The following is a 25929-nucleotide window of genomic DNA, read 5'->3' as shown; positions in this document are numbered from 1 at the left end:
CCGGGCACCAGCCCACAAAACCGCCGTCTCCAGACCCACAGCAGCCGCACGCAATTTCGCAAGAGCGCCTGCCAACCCTGCCTGACGGAAGGAACCATAAATGTCTGAATCTTTTGCCGACCTATTCGAAGAGTCCCTGAAGCGTTCCGAAATGCGCACCGGCGAGGTCATCACGGCCGAAGTCGTGCGTGTCGAACACAACCACGTCGTCGTGAACGCCGGCCTCAAGTCCGAAGCGTACGTGCCGATCGAGGAGTTCAAGAACGACAAGGGCGAACTCGAAGTCCAGGCCGGCGACTTCGTTTCCGTTGCCATCGGCAGCGTTGAAAACGGCTACGGCGACACCATCCTCTCGCGCGACACCGCCAAGCGTCTGGCCTCGTGGCTCGCGCTCGAGAAGGCACTGGAATCCGGCGACTTCGTCACCGGCACCACCAGCGGCAAGGTCAAGGGCGGCCTTACCGTGCTCGTCAACGGCATCCGCGCGTTCCTGCCGGGTTCGCTGATCGATACGCGTCCGATCAAGGATCTGACGCCGTACGAAAACAAGACCATGGAATTCAAGGTCATCAAGCTCGACCGCAAGCGCAACAACGTCGTGTTGTCGCGCCGTGCCGTGGTCGAAGCCAGCATGGGCGAAGAACGCGCCAAGCTGATGGAGACCCTGAAGGAAGGCGCCGTTGTCCGTGGCGTGGTCAAGAACATCACCGAATACGGTGCGTTCGTCGACCTCGGCGGCATCGACGGTCTGCTGCACATCACCGACATGGCATGGCGCCGCGTTCGCCATCCGAGCGAAGTGGTGCAGGCCGGCCAGGAAATCACCGCCAAGATCCTCAAGTTCGACACCGAGAAGAACCGTGTCTCGCTGGGTCTGAAGCAAATGGGCGACGACCCGTGGATGGGCGTTTCGCGCCGCTACCCGCAATCGACCCGCCTGTTCGGCAAGGTCACGAACATTGCCGACTACGGCGCGTTCGTCGAACTCGAACCCGGCATCGAAGGCCTGGTGCACGTCTCCGAAATGGACTGGACCAACAAGAACATCGCTCCGAACAAGATCGTCTCCCTGGGCGACGAAGTCGAAGTCATGGTCCTCGAAATCGACGAAGACAAGCGCCGCATCAGCCTGGGCATGAAGCAGTGCAAGGCCAACCCGTGGCAAGAGTTCGCGCAGAACACCAAGCGCGGCGACCGCGTCAAGGGCCCGATCAAGTCGATCACCGACTTCGGCGTGTTCGTGGGCCTGGCTGCCGGCATCGACGGCCTGGTGCACCTCTCGGACCTCTCGTGGAACGAAGCCGGCGAAACCGCCGTTCGCAACTACAAGAAGGGCCAGGAAGTCGAAGCGATCGTGCTGGCTGTGGACGTCGACCGCGAGCGCATCAGCCTCGGCATCAAGCAGCTCGACAGCGACCCGTTCACCACGTTCACCACCGTGAACGACAAGGGCCAGATCGTGACCGGCAAGGTCAAGACCGTGGACGCCCGCGGCGCTGAAATCGACCTCGGCGAAGACATCATCGGCTACCTCCGCGCCAGCGAAATCTCCCGCGACCGCGTGGAAGATGCACGCAACGTGCTGAAGGAAGGCGACGAAGTCACCGCCATCGTCGTGAACGTGGATCGCAAGACCCGCAACATCCAGCTGTCGATCAAGCAGAAGGACATGGTCGACGAACAAGGCGCCATGGCCAACCTGAGCCAGCAGTCGGCACGCGAAAACGCGGGCACGACCAGCCTGGGCGCCCTGCTCCGCGCCAAGCTCGACAACAACGACAGCAAGTAAGCTGCGTCCGAAGACAGAGCAGGCCCTGGGGCCGCTCTGTCTTTTTTTTCGTCCACGTTTTTGTTTGGCCTATGACCCGCTCTGACCTCGTCGAAGAACTCGCAGCGCGCTTTGCGCAGTTGACGCACCGCGATGCCGAATACGCCGTCAAGACCATCCTCGACGCGATGAGCGACGCACTGGTGCGCGGGCACCGCATCGAGATCCGCGGTTTCGGCAGCTTCTCGGTCAACCGGCGTCCGCCGCGCATCGGCCGCAATCCGCGTTCGGGCGAAAGCGTTCAGATTCCCGAAAAACGGGTGCCGCACTTCAAGCCGGGCAAGGCGCTGCGCGAAGCCGTCGACGCCAAGACCGCCGAGCTGGACGCAGGCAAGGAAGCCAAGGGCCGCAAGGCCTGATCCGCATGGATGATGATGCAAACGTAGAATGCTCCCGCCAACGGGAACGGCTATGAAATACCTCCTGTGGCTGCTCAAGGCAGCCATTTTTTTTACGCTTTTTGCTTTCGCGCTGAACAACCAGCACGACGCGACCGTCTATTTCTTCTTTGGCACCCACTGGCGCGCGCCGCTGGTGCTCGTGGTGCTCGCAGCCTTTGCCGGCGGCTTGGTCGTGGGTGCGCTCGGCATGCTGCCGGGATGGTGGAAGCACCGCGCCGCCGCCGCGGCCCAGGCGCCTTCCGCGCCCCGCCCACAAACCCCGGCCACGACCGGATTGCCGGCCTCACCGGCGCCTGCACCGGCACCGTCCATCTCCGCCACCGACCTACCCGCCGTACGCCAACATGGACTTTGATCCCAGCTGGCTGCTGATCAGCCTGCCCGTCGCCTTTGTCCTTGGCTGGCTCGCCTCGCGCTTCGACATCCGCCAGCTCAAGCTCGAAAACAGGCAAGCCCCCAAGGCCTATTTCCGCGGCCTCAACTTCTTGCTCAACGAGCAGCAGGACCAGGCCATCGATGCGTTCATCGAGGCCGTGCAGAACGACCCCGACACGCAGGAACTGCACTTCGCCCTCGGCAACCTGTTTCGCCGGCGCGGCGAATACCAGCGCGCAGTGCGCGTGCACGAACATCTGCTGGGCCGCGGCGATCTGAGCCGCAGCGACCGGGAGCGGGCCCAGCATGCGCTAGCGCAGGATTTCCTGCGCGCCGGCCTGCTCGACCGCGCCGAAGCCGCGTTGCAAAAGCTCGAGGGCACGCGCTACGAAAACGAGGCGCGGCTTTCGCTCCTGGCCATCTACGAGCGCTCGCGCGAATGGACCCAGGCCGCCGACGTGGCGCAGAAACTCGATGAGTCCGACCAGGCGAGCTACAGCACGCGCCGGGCCCATCATCTCTGCGAACAGGCGGCCGAACAGGTGGCCGCCGGCGACCTGGCCGCGGCCAACCGGCTGCTCTCGGAAGCCGTGGCACTGGCCCCGCAGGCGCCGCGCCCCGCCATCGACTCGGCCACGCTGCAGTTGCGCAATGGCGAGTCCGCCACGGCATTCGAAACCCTCGTCGCGTTGAGCAATACCGCTCCACTCGCGCTGCCGCTGTATGCGGCTGCGCTGCAGCAGGCCGCGGTGGCTGCGCACCGCGAAGGCGAAGCGCTGCAGTTGCTGCAGCGCCGCTATGCCGAATCGCCGTCCATCGACGTGCTCGAGGCACTGATGGCGCTTGGCGGTTCGCCCGCCCATGCCATGGCAGCCGCGGAAGGCTCGCCGCTCGCACCGCGCGACGGCTACATCGCGCATCTCGCGCAGCAGCCTTCGCTGGTGGCCGCTTCGCGCTGGCTGGCCAGCGAGCGCTTCGAGCACGAGCAGTTCCATCCGCAAGTGCAGCGCGCGCTCGACCAGGCCACGCGGCCGCTGATGCGCTACCGCTGCGCCGCCTGCGGCTTCGAGGCGCACCAGCATTTCTGGCACTGCCCCGGATGCCAGGCCTGGGACAGCTACCCGCCACGCCGCGTCGAAGAACTCTGAGCAACGTTCCGAACATGTTTCGGAACAATGGTGATCTGAACCCTTGCACGGCACGAGGCCGTCAACGCCTCTTTCCCTGAACTCGTTGAACGCGAGCCGGCGGCTGCGCCGGCGGACAGAAATCAACAAATCAGGGAGTTTGAAATCATGCTGAAGAAAATCCTGGCCACGCTGGCCATGCTGTTTGCGGCTGCTTCGTTCGCCGCCGTCGACGTCAACAAGGGCACCGCGGCCGATCTCGATGGCATCAAGGGCATCGGCCCGGCCATGTCCAAGCGCATCCTCGACGCGCGAAAGGCAGGCGAGTTCAAGGACTGGCCCGACTTCATGCAGCGCATCAAGGGCGTGAAGGAAAAGAAGGCCGAAAAGCTGTCGGCCGAAGGGCTCACGATCAACGGCCAGGCCTTCGGTGGCCAAGCCAGCGCACCGGCAGCCGCCAAGGCAGACAAGACCGCAAAGCCCGTCAAGGCAGCCGCCGTTGCTGCCGATGCGAAGCCAGCCAAGCCCTGATCGAAAAGCCACAAGCCAGGTGCCCAGTCCCGCATGCGCGGACTGACGGCAGCCCAAAGCAAAACCGCCCTCGAGGCGGTTTTTTTGCGTCCGCCGCAGCACAAGGCCCTGCTGCCGCGCAGCGCGGCGTGGCAGGGAAATGCCTCAGGAGTGGCCCGGAATTTGCACGTATGCTCGCTTTCGCTTTCACTCTCATTCGTTCCGGAGCGCTCATGAATCACAAGTTCGGTATTGCCCTGGCCGGCCTCACCCTCGGTGCCGCGGCTTTCGCGCAAACCAAGTGGGATCTGCCCACCGCCTATCCGGCGACCAACTACCACACCGAAAACATCACGCAGTTTGCAAAAGACGTGGACGCCGCCACCGGCGGCAAGGTCAAGATCACGGTGCATGCCAACGCGTCCCTGTTCAAGGCCCCTGAAATCAAGCGCGCCGTGCAAAGCGGCCAGGCCCAGGCCGGCGAAATCCTGCTGGCGAACTACGCGAACGAGAACCCGATTTACGCGCTCGACGGCGTTCCCTTTCTCGCCACCACCTATCCCGACGCAAAGAAGCTCTACGAGGCCTCCAAGCCCGCCATGGAAAAGCTGCTCGCAGCACAAGGCATCAAGGTGCTGTTCATGGTGCCATGGGCGCCGCAGGGCATCTATTCCAAGAAGGAGATCAGCTCGGTGGCCGACCTGCGCGGCATCAAGTGGCGCGCCTACAGCCCGGCCACCGCAAAGATCGCCGAGCTGATCGGCGCGCAGCCGGTGCAGATCCAGCAGGCCGAACTCAGCGCCGCCATGGCCACCGGCGTGATCGAAAGCTACATGAGCTCGGGCTCCACCGGCTACGACACCAAGACCTACGAGCACATCAAGAACTTCTACGACACGCAGGCCTGGATCCCGAAGAACGCGATCCTCGTCAACGCCAAGGCCTTCGACGCGCTCGACGCCACCACCAAGGCCGCCGTCACCAAGGCCGCGGCCGATGCGGAAGCCCGCGGCTGGAAAATCGCGCAGGAGAAGAACGACGAATACAAGCGCCTGCTCGCCGAGCGCGGCATGAAGGTTCACAAGCCCTCGGCCAAGCTCGACGCCGACATGCGCCAGGTCGGCGGCATCATGCAGGCCGACTGGCTCAAGGCCACCGGTGCAGAGGGCGCCGCGATCATCGACGCCTACAAGAAGAAGTGATGAAGCCTCCACGCTCATCGCGGGAGGTCTGAGCCGTGCGCCGTTTCCTCGATCATTTGTACAACGGCGCCGGCGCACTCGGCGCCTTCTGCGTGTTCCTCATCTTCGTGCTGATGATCCTGGCCGGTGTGGGCCGGCAGATGAATTGGCACGTGAGCGGGCTGAACGACGTCGTCTCCTGGCTGTGCGCCGCTGCCGCGTTCTTCGCGATGGCGCAAGCCTTCCGGCACGGCGATTTCGTGCGTGTGACGCTGCTGCTCGATGCGGTGCCGGCCAAGGTTCGACGCGTGCTCGACGTGGTCTGCCTGCTGATCGCCTCGGTGTCGGTCGCCTATCTCACTTACTGGGCCACCAGCTTCACCTACGAGAGCTACGAGTTCGCCGAAATGGCGACCGGCCTCGTCGTCATCCCGATCTGGATTCCGCAATCGACCTTCGTGATCGGCTGCTGGTTGCTGCTGATCGCCATGATCGACGAACTGGTGGGCGTGGTACGCGGCGAGAAGCCCAGCTACCAGCGCGCCATCGAAGAGCGGCACGCCGCGGGCGATTTCTCCTCCGACGTCTGAACAACAGCGACAAAGACACCGATGTTCGAAAATCTCTGGATGGGCGCCCTGCTGCTCGCCATCATGCTGCTGTTGCTGGCGGGGGGCGTGTGGATCGCCATGACGCTGGCCATCGTGGGCTGGGTCGGGCAAGCCTTCTTCACCAACACGCTGCCGGGGAAGAACCTGTTTTCGGCCTTCTGGGAAAGCAATGCGAGCTGGGAGCTCGCGGCGCTGCCCCTCTTCATCTGGATGGGCGAAATACTCTTTCGCACCAAGCTCAGCGAGGAGATGTTCGAAGGCCTGCGGCCCTGGCTCAACCGCGTGCCCGGCCGGCTGATGCACACCACCATTCTCGGCTGCGGCGTGTTCGGCTCGGTCTCGGGCTCGTCGGCCGCCACCTGCGCCACCATCGCGAAGGTGGCGCTGCCCGAACTCAAGCGCCGCGGCTACAACGAGAAGCTGGCCATCGGCTCGCTCGCCACCGCCGGCACGCTGGGCATCCTGATTCCGCCGTCGATCACGATGGTGGTGTACGCCGTGGCGGCCGATGCCTCGATCATCCGCATCTTCCTGGCCGGCTTCCTGCCGGGCTTCCTGCTGATGCTGCTGTTTTCGGGCTACATCGGCTGGTGGAGCCTGCGCCACCCCGAGCAGGTGCCGCCCGCCGACCCGCCGACCACCTTCATGGAAAAGATCCGGCTCTCGGGCAACCTCATTCCGTGCGCGCTGCTGATCGTCTTCATCGTCTGGGTGCTGGTGGCGGGCTGGGCCACGGCCACCGAATGCGCGGCCTTCGGCGTGCTGGGCTCGCTGGGCATCGCGGCGTGGGGCAAGAGCCTCACCTGGAAGAATTTCAAGGAGGGGATCATGGGTGCCACGCGCACCAGTTGCATGATCATGTTCATCCTGGCCGGCGCCGCCTTCCTCACGAAGACCATGGCCTTCACCGGCATTCCCCGCGAGCTGGCCGAGTGGGTCGACAGCATGCATCTCTCGCCCTATGCGCTCATCGGCGCGCTGGTGGTGGTGTACCTGGTGCTGGGCACGGCGCTCGACGGCATCTCGATGATCGTGCTGACCAGCGCGGTGGTGCTGCCGATGATCCAGAAGGCCGGCTTCGACCTGATCTGGTTCGGCATCTTCATCGTGCTTCTGGTCGAGATCGCCGAGGTCACGCCGCCGGTGGGCTTCAACCTCTTCGTGCTGCAGAACTTGACCGGCAAAGACAGCAACGTGATCGCCAAGGCTGCGATTCCGTTCTTCTTCTGCCTGGTGCTGTGCATCGTGCTGATCACGCTGTTCCCGAGTATCGTCACGGTCCTGCCCAACACGGTGATGGGCATCGAGAAATAGCGAGAAGAAACGGATGCCCCTGCTCCCGGTCGTAGCGATTTGCGCCGGCGCCTCGTTTGGCGCGGTGGCCAGGTGGGGTCTCGGCCTGTGGCTCAACACCGGCGGCCCCGTTCCCTACGGCACGCTGGCGGCCAACCTGATCGGCGGCTATCTGGTGGGTGTGGCCGTCGGCGTGTTCCAGGCCATGCCGCAGCTCGATCCGATGTGGCGCCTGCTGCTCATCACGGGCTTTCTCGGCGGCCTCACCACCTTCTCGAGTTTCTCGGCCGAAGTCGTCACGCTGCTGCTCGACGCAAGACCCCTGTTGGCGCTGGCTACCAGCATGCTGCATCTGGGCGGTTCGCTGGTGCTGACGTGGTTCGGCATCCGCACGGTGCAGTTCGCGCTGGCCTGAATTTTCGGCTTCCGGGCACACCGGAAACCGGCCCCTCCCATGGGGCCATGAACAGCGTCAGCCGCAGGGCTGGTCGATAGAATCGATCGCAATGCCCCTGGTCTTTCTCGTCGCTCTTCCCTTCATTGCCAGCGTGCTGGCCGCGTTGATGCCGTCGAACGCGCGCAATCGGGAATCGACCCTGGCGGGATTCGTCGCACTGGGCTGCGCGTTGCAGGCCGCATGGCTCTTTCCGCAGATCGCGCACGGCAACGTGCTGCGCCAGGAAATCGAGTGGCTGCCAGAGCTCGGCCTCAACCTCGTGTTCCGCATGGACGGATTTGCATGGCTGTTCTGCATGCTGGTGCTTGGCATCGGCGCGCTGGTGGTGCTGTACGCGCGCTACTACATGTCGGCCTCCGACCCGGTGCCGCGCTTCTTCTCGTTCTTTCTCGCGTTCATGGGCGCGATGGTGGGCGTGGTGCTCTCGGGCAACCTGATCCAGATGGTGCTGTTCTGGGAGCTCACCAGCCTGTTCTCGTTCCTCTTGATCGGCTACTGGCATCACCGTCGCGACGCGCGGCGCGGCGCGCGCATGGCGCTCACCGTCACCGGTGCCGGCGGGCTCTGCCTGCTGGCGGGCACGCTGGTGCTGGGCCGCATTGCCGGCAGCTACGACCTCGACGTGGTGCTGGCCTCGGGCGACGCCATCCGCGCGCATGCGCTGTATCCCGCCGCACTGGTGCTGATACTGCTGGGCGCCTTCACCAAGAGCGCGCAGTTTCCGTTCCACTTCTGGCTGCCGCGCGCCATGGCGGCACCGACCCCCGTCTCGGCCTACCTGCATTCGGCCACCATGGTGAAGCTCGGCGTGTTCCTGATGGCGCGGCTGTGGCCGGTACTCTCGGGCACCGAGCAATGGTTCTGGCTGGTTGGCGGCGCGGGCGCGATCACGCTGCTGCTTGGCGGCTTCGTGGCCATGTTCCAGCGCGACCTGAAGGCGCTGCTCGCGTACTCGACGATCTCCCATCTCGGGCTCATCACCCTGCTGCTCGGCCTCAACAGCCCGCTGGCCGCGGTGGCGGCCGTGTTCCACGTCATGAACCACGCGACCTTCAAGGCGTCGCTCTTCATGGCCGCCGGCATCATCGACCACGAGAGCGGCACACGCGACATTCGCAAGCTCAGCGGGCTGCTGCGGCTGATGCCGATCACCGGCACGCTGGCCATCATCGCCAGCGCCTCGATGGCCGGCGTGCCGCTGCTCAACGGCTTTCTCTCGAAGGAGATGTTCTTTGCCGAGACGGTGTTCATCCAGGCGACGCCCTGGGTCAACGTGAGCCTGCCGATCATCGCCACCGTCGCGGGCATCTTCAGCGTGGCGTACTCGGCGCGTTTCGTGTTCGACGTGTTCTTCGGTCCGCCGTGCGGGCCCGACCTGCCCAGGCAGCCGCACGAGCCGCCGCACTGGATGCGCGTGCCGGTCGAGCTGCTGGTGCTGGTCTGCCTGGTGGTCGGCGTAGCGCCGGCCTGGTCCATCGGCCCGCTGCTGGCGGCCGCCGCCATGCCCGTGGTGGGCGGTGTGCTGCCGGAGTACAGCCTGGCCGTATGGCACGGCTTCAACCTGCCGCTCGCAATGAGCTTCGTGGCACTGGCGGGCGGCGTGGTGCTGTACCTGTCGCAGCGCCGCCGCCGCGCGCGCGGCGAGCTCGAACGCACGCCGCTGCTGCACCGCTTCGACGGCCAGGCCATCTTCGAGCACCTGCTTGCGCAACTCAGCGAAGCCGGCCGGCGCAGCCGCCGCGTGCTGGGCACCCGGCGGCTGCAGGTGCAGTTGCTGCTCTTGATCGCGGTGGCCGGCTTGGGCGCCGCGGTTTCGCTCTGGACCGCACCCGCCACGCGCGGCACCCGCGAACTGCTGCCGTTCTCGACCATGTTCGCGATGACCTGGCTCATCGGCGGCGTCTGCGCACTGGCCGCGGCGTGGCAGGCCAAGTTCCACCGGCTTGCCGCGCTGATGCTCGCCGCGGGCGCGGGCTTGGTGTGCTGCGTGACCTACATCTGGTTCTCGGCGCCCGACCTCGCGCTGACGCAGCTCGTGGTCGAGGCCGTGACCACGGTGCTGATCCTGCTGGGCCTTCGCTGGCTGCCGATGCGCAGCAAGGACGCCGTGCAGTCCGCGCGCACCCGGCTGCGCCCCTGGGGCCGGCGCGGGCGCGACCTGCTGGTGGCCACGGCCGCTGGCAGCGGCATGGCGGCGCTGGCCTGGATGATGATGACGCGCCCGTTCCCGCAAAGCATCTCGCCGTTCTTTCTGGAGCGCGCGCTTACCGAGGGTGGCGGCACCAACGTGGTCAACGTGATGCTGGTCGACTTCCGCGCTTTCGACACCTTCGGCGAAATCACCGTGCTCGGCGTGGTGGCGCTCACGGTCTATGCGCTGCTGCGACGCTTCCGGCCGGCGCGCGAATCGATGGCGCTGCCGGTGCAGCAACGCGCGCAGGCCGACGATGGAAGCAGCGACCTGCTGAACCCGCGCCTCGCCAAGGACACGGCCGTGGGCTACCTGATGGTGCCGGCCGTGCTGGTGCGGCTGCTGCTGCCGCTCGCGGTGCTGGTGTCGGTCTACTTCTTCATGCGCGGGCACAACGCGCCGGGCGGCGGCTTCGTCGCGGGGCTGGTGATGTCGGTGGCGCTGCTGCTGCAGTTCATCGTCTCGGGCACCGAGTGGGTGGAGGAACATCTGCGCATCTACCCGCGCCGCTGGATCGCCGTCGGCCTGCTGCTTGCGCTGGCCACCGGAAGCGGCGCGGTGATGTTCGGCTATCCGTTCATGACCACGCACACCGCACACCTGCACCTTCCCATCCTGGGCGAGCTGCACGTGCCGAGCGCGCTTTTCTTCGACATCGGCGTGTTCGCGCTGGTGCTCGGCGCCACCATGCTGATCCTCACCGCGCTGGCCCACCAATCCATTCGCAGCCACCGCTGGGCCGACGAGCAGCGCGAGAAAGAGGCAATTGCACAGGCCGAGGCCGTGGAGGGAGTGCACTGATGGAAATCGTGCTCGCACTCGCCATCGGCGTGCTCACCGGCTCGGGTGTGTACCTGCTGCTGCGTCCCCGCACCTTCCAGGTGATCATGGGCCTCACGCTCATCTCCTACGCCGTCAACCTGTTCATCTTCAGCATGGGCCGGCTCAAGCTAGACAGCGAACCCGTGCTGGTCAAGGGCTTCACCGCCACGCTGGAGAACACCGCCGACCCGATGCCGCAGGCCCTGGTGCTGACGGCCATCGTCATCGGCTTTGCGATGACCGCGCTGTTCCTCGTCGTGCTGCTGGCCTCGCGCGGCCTCGCCGGCACCGACCACGTGGACGGCGAAGAGCGGAAGGGGGCGGCGGAGTGACGGCACTGGTCCAACTCCTCGACCGGCTGCTCGACTTCAGCATGCCGCATCTCGTGGCAGTGCCGATCCTCGTGCCGCTGCTCACGGCCGCATTGATGCTCCTGCTCGGCGAAAGGCGCCGCCGCACCAAGTCGGCCCTGAGCGTGGTCTCGGGGCTGGTGGGCCTGCTGGCGGCGCTGGCGTTGCTGCGCTGGGTAAACGCACCTCACACCGGCAGCGGTCCCGGGTCGATCGGCGTCTACCTGCCCGGCAACTGGCAAGCGCCCTTCGGCATCGTGCTGGTGGCCGACCGCCTGTCGACCATGATGGTGGCGCTCACCGGCGTCGTCGCCTTCGCGGCCTCGATCTATTCCACCTCGCGATGGGACCGTGCCGGCGTGCATTTCCATCCGCTCTTGCAGCTGCAGCTCATGGGCCTGAACGGCGCCTTCCTGACGGGCGACCTGTTCAACCTGTTCGTCTTCTTCGAGGTGATGCTCGCCGCATCCTATGGCCTGCTGCTGCATGGCTCGGGGAGGCTGCGCGTGCAGGCCGGGCTGCACTACATCGCCATCAACCTGGCCGCCTCGTCTCTCTTCCTGATTGGCGCGGCGCTGCTCTATGGCGTGACCGGCACGCTCAACATGGCCGACCTTGGCATGCGCATCGCCGAGCTCGCGCCGGCCGATCGCGGCCTCGTGCATGCGGCCGCCGCCATTCTCGCGACCGCCTTCTTCGCCAAGGCCGGCGCCTGGCCGCTCAACTTCTGGCTGGTGCCGGCGTACAGCGCGGCGGTGTCGCCCGTGGGCGCCGTCTTCGCGCTGCTGACCAAGCTCGGCATCTACACGCTGCTGCGCTTGTGGACACTGCTCTTCGCGCCTGATGCGGGCGCCTCGGCCGCCTTCGGGCAATCGGTACTCATCGCGATCGGCCTGGCCACGCTGTTCGCGGGTGCCCTCGGCATCGTGGGCACGCAGCGGCTCTCCAATCTTGCCGGCTTCAGCGTGCTGGTGTCGGCCGGGACGCTGATCGCGGCCATCGGCCTCGGGGAACCGGCCGTGTGGGCGGGCGCGCTCTACTACCTGCTGAGTTCCACGCTCGCGGTCAGCGCCTTCTTCCTCTTGATCGACATGATCGAGCGCTGGCGCAACGCCGGCCTGAGCGTCGCGCCGCATGAGCAGGCAGGCAATGCGCCGTTCCTGGCGGAAGACCTGCGCGTGCTCGACGACGTGAATCTCGACGACGAAGCGCAGGCGCTCTACGGCCGCGCCATTCCGGCCGGCGTGGCGTTCCTGGGCCTGAGCTTCATAGGCTGCACCTTGTTGCTCGCGGGCCTGCCGCCGCTCTCGGGCTTCGTGGGCAAGTTCGCGATGCTGTCGGGTGCCTTCGTGACCAGCGGCACCTCCACGGCGGCATGGATCTTCCTGGCGCTGCTGATCGCCTCGGGCTTCCTGGCGCTGATTGCGCTGAGCCGCACCGGCATGCGCCACTTCTGGACCCAGCCGCATCCCACCATGCCCGCCCTGCCCGCGCTCGAGGTGCTGCCCGTGGCCGGGCTGCTCGCGGCCTGCGTGGCATTGACGGTGTGGGCCGGCCCCGTCATGCGCCACGCGCTCATCACCGCCGAAGGGCTGCACGCGCCCGCGGCGTATCGCAATGCAGTGATGAATGCGCGGCAGGTTCCCAATCCGGTGGCTCCGGCAAAAGGCCCTGCCCCATGAAGCGCTGGATTCCTTCGCCGCCGCTGTCGATCGCGCTGTTCGCCGTGTGGCTCCTGCTCAACCAGTCGCTGGAGGCTGCCACGCTGGCATCCGCGCTGGTGCTGGCCATTGCGGTTCCGCTGCTCACCGAGGGCCTGCGGCCCGCCACCGTTCGCATGCGCAAGCCCTGGGTTGCGCTGCGGCTCGCGGGCCGGGCCTCGGCCGACATGCTGCATTCCGCGCTCTTCGTGGCGCGCCGGCTGCTCACGCGCCGCACCTCGCGCATCGCATCGAAGTTCGTGAACGTGCCGCTCGAGCTGCGCGACCCGAACGGGCTCGCGGTGCTGGCCATGATCATGTGCCTCACGCCCGGCACAGCCTGGGGCGAAATCTCGTTCGACAGCAGTACGCTGCTGATCCATGTGTTCGACGTCGAAGACGAAGCCGCTTTCATCGCCACGATCAAAGAGCGCTACGAGCACCCCTTGATGGAGATCTTCGAATCATGACGCCTGTGCTTTTCTGGGCCTTGAAACTCGCGCTGCTGCTGCTGGCCGTGGCCATGCTCTGCGCACTCGCCCGCCTGCTGATCGGCCCGAGCGCGCAAGACCGCGTGATGGCGCTGGACTGCCTCTACATCAACGGCATGCTGATGATGCTGGTGCTCGGCATCGTCTATGCGAGCAACGTGTACTTCGAGGCGGCCATGCTCACGGCGCTGTTCGGCTTCGTCGGGTCGACCGCCATGGCGAAGTTTCTCTTGCGCGGGGAGGTGATCGAGTGAACGACTTCATCGTGGGGCCGCTGCCCCTGTGGGCGGAAATCGTCACCGCCGCGTTCGCCGTTCTGGGCGCGGCCTTTGCGGCCATCGGCTCCTTCGGCCTCGTGCGCCTGCCCACCTTCTTCCGCCGCATCCATGCGCCGACGCTCGGTGCCACGGTGGGCGTGTGGTGCATGACGATCGCCACCATCGTCTATTTCTCGGTGCAGGGCTTCAGCCTGTTCCTGCACGCCGTGCTGATCGTTCTCTTCATCGCGCTCACGGCGCCCATCACCACCATCTTCCTGATGCGTGCCGCGCTTTTTCGCGAACGGCAAAAAGGCGGCGACGTGCCGCCGGCGGCGAAGTCGGCCGACTGACCTGGCCGACATCACCGGGCCGGCGATTCATTCAGCTCATTGCGAGCTGCTGCATGCCCTTGGCGCGCGCCACTTCCATTTCGCGCGGCAGCGTCACCGCGTTTTTCACCGCAAGAATCTCGGCCATCACGCTCACTGCGATTTCCGGCGGCGTCTTGCTGCCGATGTAGATGCCGATGGGTCCACGCAAGCGCGCGAGCGATTCAGCGGTCTGGTCGAAGTGCTCGATCATGCGGTCGCGCCGCGCCTCGGCATTGCGGCGCGAGCCGATGGCGCCCACGTAGAAGGCCTCGCTCTGCAAGGCTTCGAGCAGCGCCAGGTCGTCAAGCTTGGGATCGTGGGTGAGCGCGACCACGCAGCTGCGCCGGTCGGGCTTGAAGGCCAGCACCGCGTCGTCGGGCATCTCGGTGGTGATTTCCACGCCCGGCAGGGACCACGCGGTGCGGTACTCGGCGCGCGGATCGCACAGCGTCACGGCAAAGCCGCTGAACTTGGCCATCGTCGCGAGGTATTCGGCCAGTTGCCCCGCGCCGATCAGCAGCATGCGGTACTCGGGGCCGAAGGTGTTGGTGAGCTCGGTGTCGTTCACCTTGAGCGCGTCGGGCGCGGTTGCCTCGGCCAGCCGCGCGGCGCCGGTCGCGAGCGTGACCGTGCGCTGCATCAGCTTGCCTTGCTCGAGCTCGGCCACCAGCGTGTCGAGCGAGGCCGCATCGGGGTCGTATTCGAGCAGCAGCTCCAGCGTGCCGCCGCAGGGGAGCCCGAAGCGATGCGCTTCGTCGGCCGTAATGCCGTATTTCACCAGCGCGGGCGGCGCGCCCAGCGGCACCTCTTCGCCCTGGCCGTTTTTCGCGTGGGCGTGGCTGTAGCGGGCGATCAGGTCGTCCTCGATGCAGCCGCCGGAGACCGAGCCCACCACCGCGCCGTCGTCCGCCAGCGCCATGATCGAGCCGATCGGCCGCGGCGACGAGCCCCAGGTGCGCACCACCGTGGTCAGCAGCGCGCGCTTGCCGGCATGCCGCCAGTCGCGTAGCGTGCGCAGCACCATGACGTCGAGATTTTCCATGGCGTGTTTGTTCCGTGTCCTCAGCTTGCGTCGTCCGATGCGGCGGACGCATCCTTGTCGTCCTTTTTGCCGAGGCCGATCTTCTTCATGAAGCCGGACATGACGCCCGCCTTCTCCGCGGGAGCCTCCGCTGTTTCTTCGGCGGCAACCGGCGGCGGGCCGTAGCGGCTTTGCATTTCGGCCTCGAAGCGCTTGAAGAAATCGTCGGCGGTGGACTTGGCGGCGCCGTCGATGAGGCGCTGGCCCAGCTGGGCGATCTTGCCGCCGACCTGCGCCTGCACGGTGTAGTCGAGTTCGCAGCCGGCCGCCGCAGGTACGGCCTCGGCACCGTCGCTTGCCGGCGGCGCGGCGGCAGCGCCGTCCAGCGGCCTGAGCGTCACGCTGGACGAACCCTTGGCAAACCCCGCCACACCGCCCTGCCCCTCGAAGGTGAGCTTGTAGCCGTCGGGCGCGACGATGTCCGACAGCGCCACCTTGCCGTTGAACTTGGCCGACACGGGACCGATCTTGACCGCCAGCGCCACGCTGTACTGGTTGTCGCCCGTGAGCTCGAACTTGTCGCAGCCGGGAATGCACTTCTTGAGCGTCTCGGGATCATTGAGCGCTTCCCAGGCCTGTTGTTGCGAGATGCCGAGGCGGCGGTTACCGAGCATTTCCATGGTGGAGTTTCCTTTTGTCTTTTCTGTGAGCCGCTAGCGGCCGGATCGCATGAGCGCGGCGAGGCTGGTGGCCAACTGTTCGAGAGCACCGAGATTGTGGACCGCCAGCATCGCGTCTGCATGGCGGTGCAGCACGCTGGCCCCACGCGCCAAAGGGGCGTAGCCCTCGAAGCGCAGCAGCGGGTTGAGCCACAGCAGACGGCGTGAATGGCGCTTGAGCCAGAGCAGCTCGTTTTCGAGCAGCGCGGGCTCGCCGGTGTCGAGCCCGTCGCTGATCACCAGCACCAGCGTGCGGCGGCCCGTCAGGCGGCGGGCATGGGCGCGGCGGAGTTCGGCCAGCGAACTGCCGAGCCGCGTGCCGCCCGCGAAATCGTCGATGGCGAGGCTGGCCGCGCCCAGCATGGCGTCGGTATCGGCCAACTTGAAGGCGGGCGTCAGGTCGGTCAGCCGGGTGCCGAACGCGAACACATCACGCCGGCCGGCCCGCCGGGTGGATGCATGCAGAAACGCAAGCAGCAGCCGCGCATAGCGTTCCATCGAGCCCGACACGTCGACCAGCACCAGAAGCGGCAGCGGCTGCTCGCGCCGGGCCAGCCGCGGCAGGCGCAGGATCTCGCCGCCCGTGCGCGCCGCCTCGTGCAGCACGCCGGGCCAGTGCATGCGCGCATGCTGCTGCCCCGCATCGCCCGCCACGCGCAGCCGGCGCGAGGGCAGCGAAGGGATGGGCAAGGTCACGTCGCGCGCCAGCCGCTCGACCAGGCGGTATTCGGACGCACCGAGCGCGTTGAAGTCCGCATGCTGCAGGCGATGGCGATCGCTCGACGTCATGGCCGCATCGAACTCGACCTCCTTGTCGGGCTTGGCCTGCGCGGCCGGTTTTGCTGGATCGCGAGGCGCAGTGAGCGCCTCGCGCACACGCGGGCGCCGCTTGGAGGGCTCGGCCTTGCCCTCCGCGCTCGGCAGCATCTGCGCAAGCAGCTTGTTGGCCAGTTCGGGGTCGCGAAACCAGGCATCGAAGAGTTCGCGAAACACCATGCGGTCCTGCTCGCGGCTCACCATGACGGCTTCCATCGCGGCGCCCAGGTCGAGCTTGTTCTCCACGCCCACCAGCGTGGCCGCTTCGGCGGCGAGCGAGATTCGCATGGCATCGGTGCGCACGCCAGCGCGGCGCAGCGCGCGGCCAAAGGCCGTGATGTTGCCGGCCAGCTTGCCGCTGCGTACGTCGCCGAGTTGCTGGATGCCGGTCATGGGCGGCCGCTACCTTCGGCCGCGCTCAGGGCGCAACCGGCTCTTCGGGCTTCAGCAGGTCCGACGCCAGTTCACGCGTGAGTGCGGCCACGTCGTCGCGCTGCTTGAACAGGATGCCCGCGGTGTCGACCACCACTTCGGGGTCGAGCTCGACGGTGTCGAGCGCAATCAGCGCCCTCGCCCATTCGACGCTCTCGGCGATGCCGGGCGCGCGCTGGAATGCGTTGACGAAAGGCGCATCGCGCAGCCGCGCGACGAAAGCGGCCACCTGGGCCGAGAGCTTTTCGCCCGCCTCTGGCACCTGCGCGCGCACGATGGCCAGCTCGCGTTCGCGCTCAGGGTAGTCGAGCCAGTGATAGAGGCAGCGCCGCTTGACCGCATCGTTGAGTTCGCGCGTGCGGTTGCTGGTGAGGATGGTGACGGGCGGCACCACGGCGCGCACGGTGCCGAGTTCGGGAATGCTGACCTGGTATTCGCCGAGGTATTCGAGCAGGAAGGCCTCGAAGGGTTCGTCGGCGCGATCCACTTCATCGATCAGCAGCACGGCGCCGGGCGCGGGCGTCTGCAGGGCCTGCAGCAGCGGCCGGCGGATCAGGTAGTGCGGCTGGTAGACCTCGGCTTCGACGTCGCGTGCCGCGCCGGTCGCCTCTGCGGCGCGCATGTGGAGCAGCTGCGCCGCGTAGTTCCATTCATAAAGCGCTTCGCGCTGCTCCAGCCCGTCGTAGCACTGCAGGCGCAGCAGTTCGCGGTTCAGCGCGGCCGACAGCGCCTTGGCCAGCTCGGTCTTGCCGACGCCAGGCTCGCCCTCGAGCAGCAGCGGGCGCTGCAGCTTGAGCGCGAGGAACACGGCCGTGGCCAGGCGCCGGTCGGCGAAGTAGCCGGCCTGCATCAAACCGCCGGCAAGGGAATCGATGGTCGGGAAGATCATGGCAAAGCGTAGCGGAAGACGCGAGGATGTCGCGCCTTCCGAATCAGCGCCCGGCTGCTTCAGCCCAGCGCCTTGGTCACCGCGCGCTGCGTCAGCACGCTGATCAGGTTGGCACGGTAGGCGGCCGATGCATGCAGGTCGCTGTTGAGGTCGCTCGCATCGATCTTCACGGCCGCCGCGGCTGCCGCCGTGAAGCTCTTGTTGAGCGCATCTTCCAGCTCGGCGTGGCGGAACACGCCGTTGCCGGCGCCGGTGATGGCCACCCGCACGCCGCTGTCGTACTGCGCGAGGAACACGCCGACGAGCGGAAAGTTCGACGCCTTCTGGCGCAGCTTTTCATACACGGCGCGCTTGGGAATCGGAAAGCGGATCGCGGTGATCAACTCGTCTTCTTCCAGCGCCGTGGTGAAGAGGCCAAGGAAGAAATCGTCGGCCGCGATCTCGCGCCTCGAGGTGATGACGGTGGCACCGGAACCCAGCACCGCGCTGGGATAGCACGCGGCCGGGTCGTTGTTGGCCACGGAGCCGCCGATGGTGCCCATCGCGCGCACCTGCCGGTCGCCGATGCGCGAGGCCAGGTCGGCCAGCGCGGGGAAGGCGGCTTTCACGTCGGGGTTGTTGGCCACGTCGAGGTGGCTCGACATGGCACCGATGGTGATTGCGCTGCCGTCTTTCTTGATGCCGGTGAGTTCCTTGATGCCGCCAAGGTCCACCAGTCGCTCGGGCGCGGACAGCCTGAGCTTCATGGAGGCGAGCAGAGTCTGGCCGCCGGCCAGCGGCTTGGCGCCGGCGGTGACCAGCTTGGCGGCATCGGCCACGGTGGAGGGCCGTTCGAGTGTGAAGGCGTACATGGTGTGTGGTTCCTTCCAGGTTCAGGGGGCGGGACGGCCTTGGGTGCTGGCGGCGAGCGAGGGCGCTTGCGGTGGCGCAGCTTGCGCCGCGCTTCCGCTGCCCTTTTGCATCGCCTCCCAGACGCGGCTGGCCGATGCGGGCATGTCGAGATCCTTGACGCCGAGCGGCGCGAGCGCGTCGAGCACGGCATTGATCACGGCTGGCGGCGAACCGATGGCGCCCGCCTCGCCGCAGCCCTTGGTGCCGAGCGGGTTGTGCGTGCACGGCGTGCACACGGTGTCGAGATTGAACTGCGGAAAATCTGCGGCCCTGGGCATGGCGTAGTCCATGAAGCTGCCGGTGAGCAGCTGGCCGGTCTCGTTGTCGTAGACGCAGTTTTCGAGCAGCGCCTGGCCGATGCCCTGCACCAGGCCGCCGTGCACCTGGCCCTCGACGATCATCGGGTTGATGATGGTGCCGAAGTCGTCCACCGCGGTGAAGCGGTCGACCCGGACCTCGCCGGTCTCTTTGTCGACCTCGACCTCGCAGATGTAGGTGCCGCCCGGGAAGGTGAAGTTCGTCGGGTCGTAGAAGGCGGTTTCGTTCAGGCCGGGCTCGAGCTTGTCGAGCGGATAGTTGTGCGGCACGTAGGCCGTGAGCGCCACCTGGCCGAACGGGATCTTCCTGTCGGTGCCCTTGACCGTGAATTCGCCGTTCGCAAACTCGATGTCGGCGTCGCTCGCCTCCATCAGGTGCGCGGCAATCTTCTTGGCCTTGGTCTCGATCTTGTCGAGCGCCTTCATGATGGCCGCGCCGCCGACCGAGATCGAACGCGAGCCGTAGGTGCCCATGCCGAAGGGCACGCGGCCCGTGTCGCCATGCACCACGTCGACGTTGTCGACCGGAATGCCCAGCCGCGCCGCCACCACCTGCGCAAAGGTGGTCTCGTGGCCCTGGCCGTGGCTGTGCGAGCCGGTGAACACCGTCACGCTGCCGGTCGGGTGCACGCGGATTTCGCCGCATTCGAACAAGCCCGCGCGCGCGCCCAGCGCCCCCGCGATGTTCGACGGCGCGATGCCGCAGGCCTCGATATAGCTCGAGTAGCCGATGCCGCGCAGCTTGCCCTGGGCCTCGCTGGCCGACTTGCGCTGGGCGTAGCCCCCGACATCGGCGAGCACCCGGGCCTTGTCCATGCAGGCATGGAAGTCGCCGGTGTCGTACTGCAGCGCCACCGGCGTCTGGTACGGAAAGGTGCTGATGAAGTTGCGCTTGCGGATCTCGTCCTGGCCCAGGTTCATTTCCCAGGCGCAGCGCGAGACCAGGCGCTCCAGCAGGTAGGTGGCCTCGGGCCGCCCGGCGCCGCGATAGGCATCGACCGGCGCGGTGTTGGTGAACCAGGCATCGACCTCGACGTAGATCTGCGGCGTGGTGTACTGGCCCGCGAGCAGCGTGGCGTAGAGGATGGTGGGTACCGCGGTCGCAAAGGTCGACAAGTAGGCGCCCAGGTTGGCGTCGGTGTGCACCCGCATCGCGAGGAACTTGCCGTCCTTGTCCAGCGCCATCTCGGCATGGCTCACGTGGTCGCGGCCATGCGCGTCGGACAGGAAGCACTCCGAGCGCTCCGCCGTCCACTTGATGTTGCGGTTGAGCTGCTTGGCGGCCCAGGTCAGGCACACGTCTTCGGCGTACAGGAAGATCTTGGAGCCGAAGCCGCCGCCCACGTCGGGCGCGATCACGCGCACCTTGTGCTCGGGCAGGCCCAGCACAAAGGCCGTCATCAGCAGGCGCTCGACGTGCGGGTTCTGGTTGGACACATAGAGGGTGTAGTCGTCGGTGCCGCGGGCGTAGCTGCCGATGGCCACGCGCGGCTCGATCGGGTTGGGAATCAGCCGGTTGTTGACCAGGTCGAGCTTGGTGACGTGCGCGGCCATGGTGAACACCGCATCGACCGCAGCCTTGTCGCCCAGCGCCCACTTGTAGCACTGGTTGTCGGGCGCTTCATCGTGCAGCGTGACGCCGCTGGCTTTCTTTGCCACGTCGGCCACGCTCACCAGGGCGGGCAGCACGTCGTAGTCGACCACCACGGCCTCGGCGGCGTTCTTGGCCTGTTCGACCGTCTCGGCCACCACCATGGCCACGTGGTCGCCCACGTAGCGCACCTTGTTGATCGCAAGGATCGGGTGCATCGGCTCCTTCATGGGGGTGCCGTCGGGGTTGTTGATGAGCCAGCCGCAAGGCAGCCCGCCCATCTTGCCCTCGATGTCCTTGCCGCTGAAGATGCCGACCACGCCGGGCATCTTGAGCGCCTCGGCAATGTCGACCGACTTGATGACCGCGTGGGCGTGCGGCGAGCGCACGAAGACCGCATGGCTCTGATTGGCCAGCGTGATGTCGTCGGTGTAGTTGCCCGCGCCGGTCAGGAAGCGGTAGTCTTCCTTGCGCCGCAGCGCTTCGCCGATGTGGGGCAGGTTCGAGAAGTCGGAGGCACCCATGATGTGGCTCCCTTAAACGGTGGCCGTGGTCTTGACCGGGGTGCCCGAGGCCATGGCCTCGCCGCCCATCTTCACGGCCTTGACGATGTTCTGGTAGCCCGTGCATCGGCACAGGTTGCCGTCGAGCAGCTCGCGAATCTCGGCTTCGCTCGACTTGGGATGGTGGGTGCACAGGTCGATGGCGCTCATGACCATGCCGGGGGTGCAGAAACCACACTGCAGGCCGTGGCACTCCTTGAAGGCCGCTTGCATGGGGTGCATGGTGCCGTCGGGCTGGGCGACGCCCTCGATGGTGGTGATTTGCGCACCGGCCACCTGCCCCACGAGTATGTTGCACGATTTGACCGCGCGGCCGTTCAGGTGAACGGTGCATGCGCCGCACTGGGCGGTGTCGCAGCCCACGTGGGTGCCGGTGAGATGAAGATGCTCGCGGATGGCGTGCACCAGGAAAGTATTGGGGGGTGCGTCGACCGTGGCCGGTCGGCCGTTGACCGTGAAAGCTACCTGCATTTGGCTGTCTCCGTTGAAGGTGATGGCTGGTTCAGCGAATGGCATCTTGGATGCCGGTCCCGTGCACTATCCTAGGCAAAACCCTCGCCGCTTGCGCAGCCGTCGCGAAATTCTCAAAATGAAACAACTTGCCGACCCGCAAGTTTCAACAAAAAGACCTCCCGTCCGAGCCCCCTGACCCGATGCCCGCCTCCCCCGTTCTGCCCCCGCCCGAGCGCTCGCTCGCCATTGCGCAGGCCCGCCGGGAGCTGATTCATGGTGAAGGCTCGCGCTCCCGAAGCAGCGTGCGCATCGAGCCATGGATCGCCCGCTCCTGGGAGCGTTGCCTCGAAGCCGGGCGGCAGCCGCAGCAGCGCGTGGCCTTCGAACCCGTGGGGAGGTCGGCCGTGCGCGACGTGGCCGAGCGCAACCGGGCGCTAGTGGTGGCGGCCCGGCCGGTGATCGAGCGGCTGTCCCGCGCCATTGCCGACACGCAGTATTTCGCCGTACTGACCGACGCCGCCGGCATCGTGGTCGACGTGGGCCCCCTGCCCGATGGCACCGACGCCGCCAGCCGCTATGCGCGCAACATCGCCCGGGTAGGCGTCGACCTGTCGGAGCGCGCCATCGGCACCAGCGCCATCAGCACCGCGCTGACCGAGCAGGAATCGGTGTGGCTGCACCGCGGCGAGCATTTCTTCGAGGACACCAGCGTCTACAGTTGCGCCGGCGCGCCGCTCTTCGGCCCGCAAGGCGACTGCATCGGCATGCTCGACCTGACCGGCGTCCAGGTGGTCGAGCGGCCCGAGCTGCGTCACCTGGCCACGCTGTCGGCGCGCAGCATCGAGAACATGCTGGTGCTGAACACGCCATGCGAACTGCGGCTGCATCTCTCATGGCCCGGCTGTCCCCCGGGCAACGACGCCACCGAGGGCCTGCTGTGCATCGACGCGGGCGGCAAGGTCACGGGCGCCAATGCTGCAGCGCGGCAAATGCTGCACCAGCCCCTGGCAACGCGCAGCCCGCATGGCCTGCACTGCAACGACCTGTTCGCGCTGCCACTGAGCATGCTGTTCGATGCCGCCCGGCGCGGCGACGCCGTGCTCGAGGCGCCGCTCTGGTCGGGCTTGCGCATCGAGGTGCGGCCCCGGCGCGGCGGCAAGGTTTCGCCGGGCGCGGCAACCGAAGCCCGACAGCCGCGGCTGCGCGACCTCGAGACCGCGCTCATCCGCAAGGCCGTGACCGACGCCCGCGGCAACGTGGCCGAAGCCGCGCGCACCCTCGGCATCAGCCGCGCCACGGTCTACCGCAAGCTCTGGCGCGGCCGGGCCTCCGGATCGGCGGACTGAAGCCTTCAGGCGCCCACCGGCACCTTGTCGAGAAAGCCGGTCACCGATTGCAGCTTGCCCGCATCGAGCCGGGCGAAGTCGGTGCCCTGGATCAAGTCTTCGGCACCGCTCGGGCCCAAGGTCCATGAGAAGCGCAGGTTGTCGCCGTGCGCCTCGGCCTTGCCGAACAGGCTGAAGCGAAAACCCGGATAGCGCTGCTGCACGGCGCCGACCAGCGCGCTGATCTGCTCGCGGCCGCTGGCCTGCGCCAAGGGATCGACGTAGCGTGCGTCGGCCGTCCAGTGAGCCTCGATCAGCGCGGCCCGGCGCGCGGCGTCGGTTTCGTTCCAGACGGCGATGTAGCGCTGGGCAATGGCGGCGGCGTCGTGTGCGGCGATGTTCATGATGACGATTCCTTCAAGAGTGGGGCCCGCAACATCGCGGGGTGAAGGAATGGTCGCGCCGGGTGCGCGCGGCGTCGATGACCTCGCAGGTCATGGAGCGCGGCCGCCGCCGCTGCGCAATTCAGTTGCCCAGCGCGTTGGGAAAGAACAGCTGCTCGCCGCCGATCTTGTAGTCCGCGATGGTTTGCTGTCCGGCCGGAGAGATCACCCAGTCGACGAACTTCTGCGCGCCCTTGCTGTTGAGCGAGGGAAATTTCGCCGGGCTCACGACCATCACGCCATACTGGTTGAAGAGCCGCTTGTCGCCCTCGACCAGCACTGCCAGGTCGGCGCGGTTCTTGAAGCTGAGCCAGGTGCCGCGGTCCGCCAGCACATACGCGCCGGACGAGGCCGCGATGTTCAGCGCCGGCCCCATGCCGCAGCCGCATTCCTTGTAGCCCGTGCCCTTGCGGTCGTTGGGCACCGGCTGCCCCGCCTCGCCCACGCCGGTCTGCGTCCAGAGTCGGCGCTCGGCCGCGTCCGTGCCGCTCTTGTCGCCGCGCGAGACGAAAGGCGCGTTGGCGGTTGCGATCTTCTTCAGCCCGGCAACGATGTCCTTGCCCTTCGCCGCCACCGGGTCGGCCTTCGGCCCCACCAGCACGAAGTCGTTGTACATCACCGGGTAGCGCCTGGCGCTGAAGCCTTCGGCCACGAACCTCTCCTCGGCCGTGGTGTCGTGCACGAACAGCACGTCGGCATCGCCGCGCTTGGCCATGTCAATGGCCTGGCCGGTGCCCACCGCCACCACCTTGACGTCGATGTCGCTGGCCTTCTTGAAGGCCGGCAGCAGGTGCGAAAACAGGCCCGATTGCTCGGTGGACGTGGTCGAGGCCATGGTGATGGTCTCGGCCCGCACGATGCCCGCGGCCAGGAAGAAAACCGCCACCGCCAGCGAGGCGCGGATGCCCGCATTGCCGCGGTGCTTGAAAGACAGACTCATGCCAACTCTCCTTTGACGAACAGGTGGGCCTCTTCGGGCAGCGGCCCATGAAAGAACTCGTGCACGGGCAGATCGGCCAGCACGCGGCCGTGCTCGAGGTAGACCACGCGGCTGGCCAGCCGCTTCACCTGCCCGAGGTTGTGACTCGCGAACACCAGCGTGCGGCCCGCGGCGGCTTCGGCGATGAGCGACTCGACCTCGCGCTTGGCAGTAGGGTCAAGGCTGGCGGTGGGCTCGTCGAGCAGCAGCACCGCCGGATGCAGCGCCCAGGCGCGTGCCAGCGCCACCCGCTGCTGCTGGCCGCCCGACAAGGCACGGGCATTGCGATTTGCCAAGTCTTCGAGCCCCACGCGTGCCAGCGCCGGAATGGCGGCGCGGCGGGCATCGCGCCAGCGCATGCCACGCAGCCACAGCGCCACCGCCACGTTGACCGCCACCGACGCGCGCAGCATGTGCGGGCGCTGGAACAGCATGGCCTGGTGGCGGCCCGGCGCGGCGCTGGTGAAACTCCCCGCCGCATGCGGCACCAGGCCATGCAGCAGCCGCAGCAGCGTGGTCTTGCCGCTGCCGTTGGCGCCGATCAGCGCCACGCGCTCGCCGGCCGCAATGGTCAGGGTCGCGCCCTGCAGGGCCGCCACGCGTCCCAGCCGGACGTCGACGCCGTACAGCGCAAAGACCGTGGTGTCGTCGCTCGCCAGTTGCACGTGTTCGTTCATGGGCGCACCTCGGGCCGCCACCAGGCCGCCATGCCGCCGCCTTCGCCGCCCCCGCCATCGACCCGCTCGCGCCAGCCGCGGACCGCGGCAATGGCAAGGTTGAGCACCAGCACCACGCCCAGCAACACGATGCCCAGGGCCAGCGCCAGCGGCAGGTCGCCCTTGCTGGTTTCGAGTGCAATGGCGGTGGTCATCACGCGCGTGAAGCCGTCGATGTTGCCGCCCACCACCATCACCGCGCCCACTTCCGACACCGCGCGGCCGAAGGCTGCGATGAGCACCGTGAGCAGCGCATAGCGCTCGTCCCACACCAGGAGCAGCGCCCGCATCAGCGGCCCGGCGCCGAGGGAGCGCAGTTGCTCGCCGTGCGCACGCTCGGCATCCTCGATGGCCTGGCGCGTGAGCGCCGTCACCACCGGCAGCACCAGCACCGTCTGCGCCAGCACCATGGCCTTGAACGAAAAAAGCCAGCCCAGAAAGCCGAGCGGCCCGGAGCGCGACAGCAGGAGGTAGACCACCAGTCCGACCACCACCGACGGCAGGGCCAACAGGGTGTTCAGCAGCGTGAGCAAGCCGGCACGGCCGCGAAAGCGCGCCACGCCCAGCCACGCCCCCAGCAGCAGGCCCAGCCCGCAGGCCAGCACGCAGGCGCTGGCGCTGACCGCGAGCGACCGCCCGACGATGGCCAGCAGCACCGGATCGCCCGACACGAGCAGCTGCCAGGCCGCGACGCCGCTCTGTGCAAAGGTGTTCACGCGCTGGGTCTCATGGATGGAAGCGCCGCAGTATCGCGGTGTACTTCCAATTACCTATGCAATTTTTTGCATAGGTAGCCATACTGCTCG

27 protein-coding genes are annotated in these 25929 nt (G+C 67.0%); 16 read left to right on the top strand and 11 right to left on the bottom strand.

Features of this window, described 5'->3' with window-relative positions:
• The first annotated feature begins 100 nt into the window (after positions 1 to 100).
• The 15 genes from rpsA (at position 101) to mnhG (ending at position 13947) form a co-directional block, all read left to right on the top strand.
• Positions 101 to 1789 (top strand): 30S ribosomal protein S1, encoded by a 1689-nt coding sequence (gene rpsA, locus ACJ7Z0_RS23910; RefSeq protein ID WP_055799200.1) that lies wholly within the window; start codon positions 101 to 103, stop codon positions 1787 to 1789.
• A 71-nt stretch (positions 1790 to 1860) separates the two neighbouring features.
• Positions 1861 to 2187, top strand: a complete 327-nt coding sequence (locus tag ACJ7Z0_RS23905; RefSeq protein ID WP_019654766.1) for an integration host factor subunit beta — start codon at positions 1861 to 1863, stop codon at positions 2185 to 2187.
• A gap of 52 nt (positions 2188 to 2239) precedes the next feature.
• Positions 2240 to 2584: a LapA family protein gene (locus tag ACJ7Z0_RS23900; RefSeq protein WP_431123217.1), complete on the top strand. Its 345-nt coding sequence runs from the start codon at positions 2240 to 2242 to the stop codon at positions 2582 to 2584.
• Positions 2574 to 3752, top strand: coding sequence for a lipopolysaccharide assembly protein LapB (gene lapB / locus ACJ7Z0_RS23895; RefSeq protein ID WP_434791811.1), 1179 nt, complete (start codon positions 2574 to 2576; stop codon positions 3750 to 3752). Before ACJ7Z0_RS23900 ends, lapB begins: the two co-directional genes overlap by 11 nt.
• A gap of 147 nt (positions 3753 to 3899) precedes the next feature.
• Positions 3900 to 4262 (top strand): ComEA family DNA-binding protein, encoded by a 363-nt coding sequence (locus ACJ7Z0_RS23890; RefSeq protein WP_434791810.1) that lies wholly within the window; start codon positions 3900 to 3902, stop codon positions 4260 to 4262.
• A 212-nt stretch (positions 4263 to 4474) separates the two neighbouring features.
• Positions 4475 to 5443 (top strand): TRAP transporter substrate-binding protein, encoded by a 969-nt coding sequence (locus ACJ7Z0_RS23885; protein ID WP_434791809.1) that lies wholly within the window; start codon positions 4475 to 4477, stop codon positions 5441 to 5443.
• A 35-nt stretch (positions 5444 to 5478) separates the two neighbouring features.
• A complete protein-coding gene (locus tag ACJ7Z0_RS23880) occupies positions 5479 to 6012 on the top strand; it encodes a TRAP transporter small permease (RefSeq protein WP_434791808.1) in 534 nt (177 codons plus the stop codon).
• A gap of 21 nt (positions 6013 to 6033) precedes the next feature.
• On the top strand, positions 6034 to 7347 hold the full coding sequence (locus ACJ7Z0_RS23875; RefSeq protein ID WP_434791807.1) for a TRAP transporter large permease: 1314 nt from the start codon (positions 6034 to 6036) through the stop codon (positions 7345 to 7347).
• A gap of 19 nt (positions 7348 to 7366) precedes the next feature.
• The gene (crcB, locus tag ACJ7Z0_RS23870) at positions 7367 to 7741 is read left to right on the top strand and encodes a fluoride efflux transporter CrcB (RefSeq protein WP_434792718.1); all 375 of its coding nucleotides are present in this window, start codon (positions 7367 to 7369) and stop codon (positions 7739 to 7741) included.
• Between the two features lie 91 nt (positions 7742 to 7832).
• A complete protein-coding gene (locus ACJ7Z0_RS23865) occupies positions 7833 to 10775 on the top strand; it encodes a monovalent cation/H+ antiporter subunit A (RefSeq protein WP_434791806.1) in 2943 nt (980 codons plus the stop codon).
• Positions 10775 to 11128, top strand: a complete 354-nt coding sequence (locus ACJ7Z0_RS23860) for a Na+/H+ antiporter subunit C (RefSeq protein WP_434791805.1) — start codon at positions 10775 to 10777, stop codon at positions 11126 to 11128. Before ACJ7Z0_RS23865 ends, ACJ7Z0_RS23860 begins: the two co-directional genes overlap by 1 nt.
• Before the next feature lie 41 nt (positions 11129 to 11169).
• The gene (locus ACJ7Z0_RS23855; protein ID WP_434792717.1) at positions 11170 to 12828 is read left to right on the top strand and encodes a monovalent cation/H+ antiporter subunit D; all 1659 of its coding nucleotides are present in this window, start codon (positions 11170 to 11172) and stop codon (positions 12826 to 12828) included.
• Positions 12825 to 13316, top strand: coding sequence for a Na+/H+ antiporter subunit E (locus tag ACJ7Z0_RS23850; RefSeq protein WP_093018406.1), 492 nt, complete (start codon positions 12825 to 12827; stop codon positions 13314 to 13316). Before ACJ7Z0_RS23855 ends, ACJ7Z0_RS23850 begins: the two co-directional genes overlap by 4 nt.
• Positions 13313 to 13591, top strand: a complete 279-nt coding sequence (locus tag ACJ7Z0_RS23845; RefSeq protein WP_093018408.1) for a K+/H+ antiporter subunit F — start codon at positions 13313 to 13315, stop codon at positions 13589 to 13591. The genes ACJ7Z0_RS23850 and ACJ7Z0_RS23845 overlap by 4 nt, the downstream gene beginning before the upstream one ends.
• Positions 13588 to 13947: a monovalent cation/H(+) antiporter subunit G gene (gene mnhG, locus ACJ7Z0_RS23840; protein WP_369652664.1), complete on the top strand. Its 360-nt coding sequence runs from the start codon at positions 13588 to 13590 to the stop codon at positions 13945 to 13947. Before ACJ7Z0_RS23845 ends, mnhG begins: the two co-directional genes overlap by 4 nt.
• A 31-nt stretch (positions 13948 to 13978) precedes the next feature.
• Here the strand turns inward: mnhG and ACJ7Z0_RS23835 are convergent, their stop codons facing one another.
• From ACJ7Z0_RS23835 to ACJ7Z0_RS23805, 7 genes are read right to left on the bottom strand one after another with little or no spacing between them, the layout of a single operon-like run.
• Entirely contained in the window at positions 13979 to 15010 is a 1032-nt protein-coding gene (locus ACJ7Z0_RS23835) for an XdhC family protein (protein WP_434791804.1), read from the bottom strand.
• 20 nt (positions 15011 to 15030) lie between these two features.
• Positions 15031 to 15669: an SRPBCC family protein gene (locus tag ACJ7Z0_RS23830; RefSeq protein ID WP_434791803.1), complete on the bottom strand. Its 639-nt coding sequence runs from the start codon at positions 15667 to 15669 to the stop codon at positions 15031 to 15033.
• A gap of 33 nt (positions 15670 to 15702) precedes the next feature.
• Entirely contained in the window at positions 15703 to 16917 is a 1215-nt protein-coding gene (locus ACJ7Z0_RS23825) for a vWA domain-containing protein (RefSeq protein WP_434791802.1), read from the bottom strand.
• A gap of 25 nt (positions 16918 to 16942) precedes the next feature.
• Positions 16943 to 17845, bottom strand: coding sequence for an AAA family ATPase (locus ACJ7Z0_RS23820; RefSeq protein ID WP_431123247.1), 903 nt, complete (start codon positions 17843 to 17845; stop codon positions 16943 to 16945).
• A gap of 59 nt (positions 17846 to 17904) precedes the next feature.
• Entirely contained in the window at positions 17905 to 18696 is a 792-nt protein-coding gene (locus tag ACJ7Z0_RS23815) for an FAD binding domain-containing protein (RefSeq protein WP_434791801.1), read from the bottom strand.
• A 21-nt stretch (positions 18697 to 18717) separates the two neighbouring features.
• The gene (locus ACJ7Z0_RS23810) at positions 18718 to 21168 is read right to left on the bottom strand and encodes a xanthine dehydrogenase family protein molybdopterin-binding subunit (protein ID WP_434791800.1); all 2451 of its coding nucleotides are present in this window, start codon (positions 21166 to 21168) and stop codon (positions 18718 to 18720) included.
• Between the two features lie 12 nt (positions 21169 to 21180).
• Positions 21181 to 21678 (bottom strand): (2Fe-2S)-binding protein, encoded by a 498-nt coding sequence (locus tag ACJ7Z0_RS23805; RefSeq protein WP_093018424.1) that lies wholly within the window; start codon positions 21676 to 21678, stop codon positions 21181 to 21183.
• A gap of 182 nt (positions 21679 to 21860) precedes the next feature.
• On the opposite strand from ACJ7Z0_RS23805, the gene ACJ7Z0_RS23800 reads away from it, so the two are divergent.
• Positions 21861 to 23006, top strand: a complete 1146-nt coding sequence (locus ACJ7Z0_RS23800; RefSeq protein WP_434791799.1) for a helix-turn-helix domain-containing protein — start codon at positions 21861 to 21863, stop codon at positions 23004 to 23006.
• Positions 23007 to 23011: 5 nt separating this feature from the next.
• Here ACJ7Z0_RS23800 and ACJ7Z0_RS23795 read toward each other — a convergent pair whose 3' ends face one another.
• The 4 genes from ACJ7Z0_RS23795 to ACJ7Z0_RS23780 form a co-directional block, all read right to left on the bottom strand.
• Complete coding sequence (locus tag ACJ7Z0_RS23795) at positions 23012 to 23389, bottom strand: nuclear transport factor 2 family protein (RefSeq protein WP_434791798.1); 378 nt, start codon at positions 23387 to 23389, stop codon at positions 23012 to 23014.
• 121 nt (positions 23390 to 23510) lie between these two features.
• The gene (locus ACJ7Z0_RS23790) at positions 23511 to 24368 is read right to left on the bottom strand and encodes an ABC transporter substrate-binding protein (protein WP_434791797.1); all 858 of its coding nucleotides are present in this window, start codon (positions 24366 to 24368) and stop codon (positions 23511 to 23513) included.
• Positions 24365 to 25084 (bottom strand): ATP-binding cassette domain-containing protein, encoded by a 720-nt coding sequence (locus ACJ7Z0_RS23785; RefSeq protein ID WP_434791796.1) that lies wholly within the window; start codon positions 25082 to 25084, stop codon positions 24365 to 24367. The genes ACJ7Z0_RS23790 and ACJ7Z0_RS23785 overlap by 4 nt, the downstream gene beginning before the upstream one ends.
• On the bottom strand, positions 25081 to 25839 hold the full coding sequence (locus ACJ7Z0_RS23780) for an ABC transporter permease (protein WP_434791795.1): 759 nt from the start codon (positions 25837 to 25839) through the stop codon (positions 25081 to 25083). Before ACJ7Z0_RS23780 ends, ACJ7Z0_RS23785 begins: the two co-directional genes overlap by 4 nt.
• Between the last annotated feature and the right edge of the window lie 90 nt (positions 25840 to 25929).

The sequence above is a fragment of the Variovorax palleresanus genome, from assembly GCF_051144945.1.
Taxonomy (GTDB): Bacteria; Pseudomonadota; Gammaproteobacteria; order Burkholderiales; family Burkholderiaceae_C; genus Variovorax; species Variovorax paradoxus_S.
This window is presented reverse-complemented; position numbering and strand designations above follow the sequence as displayed.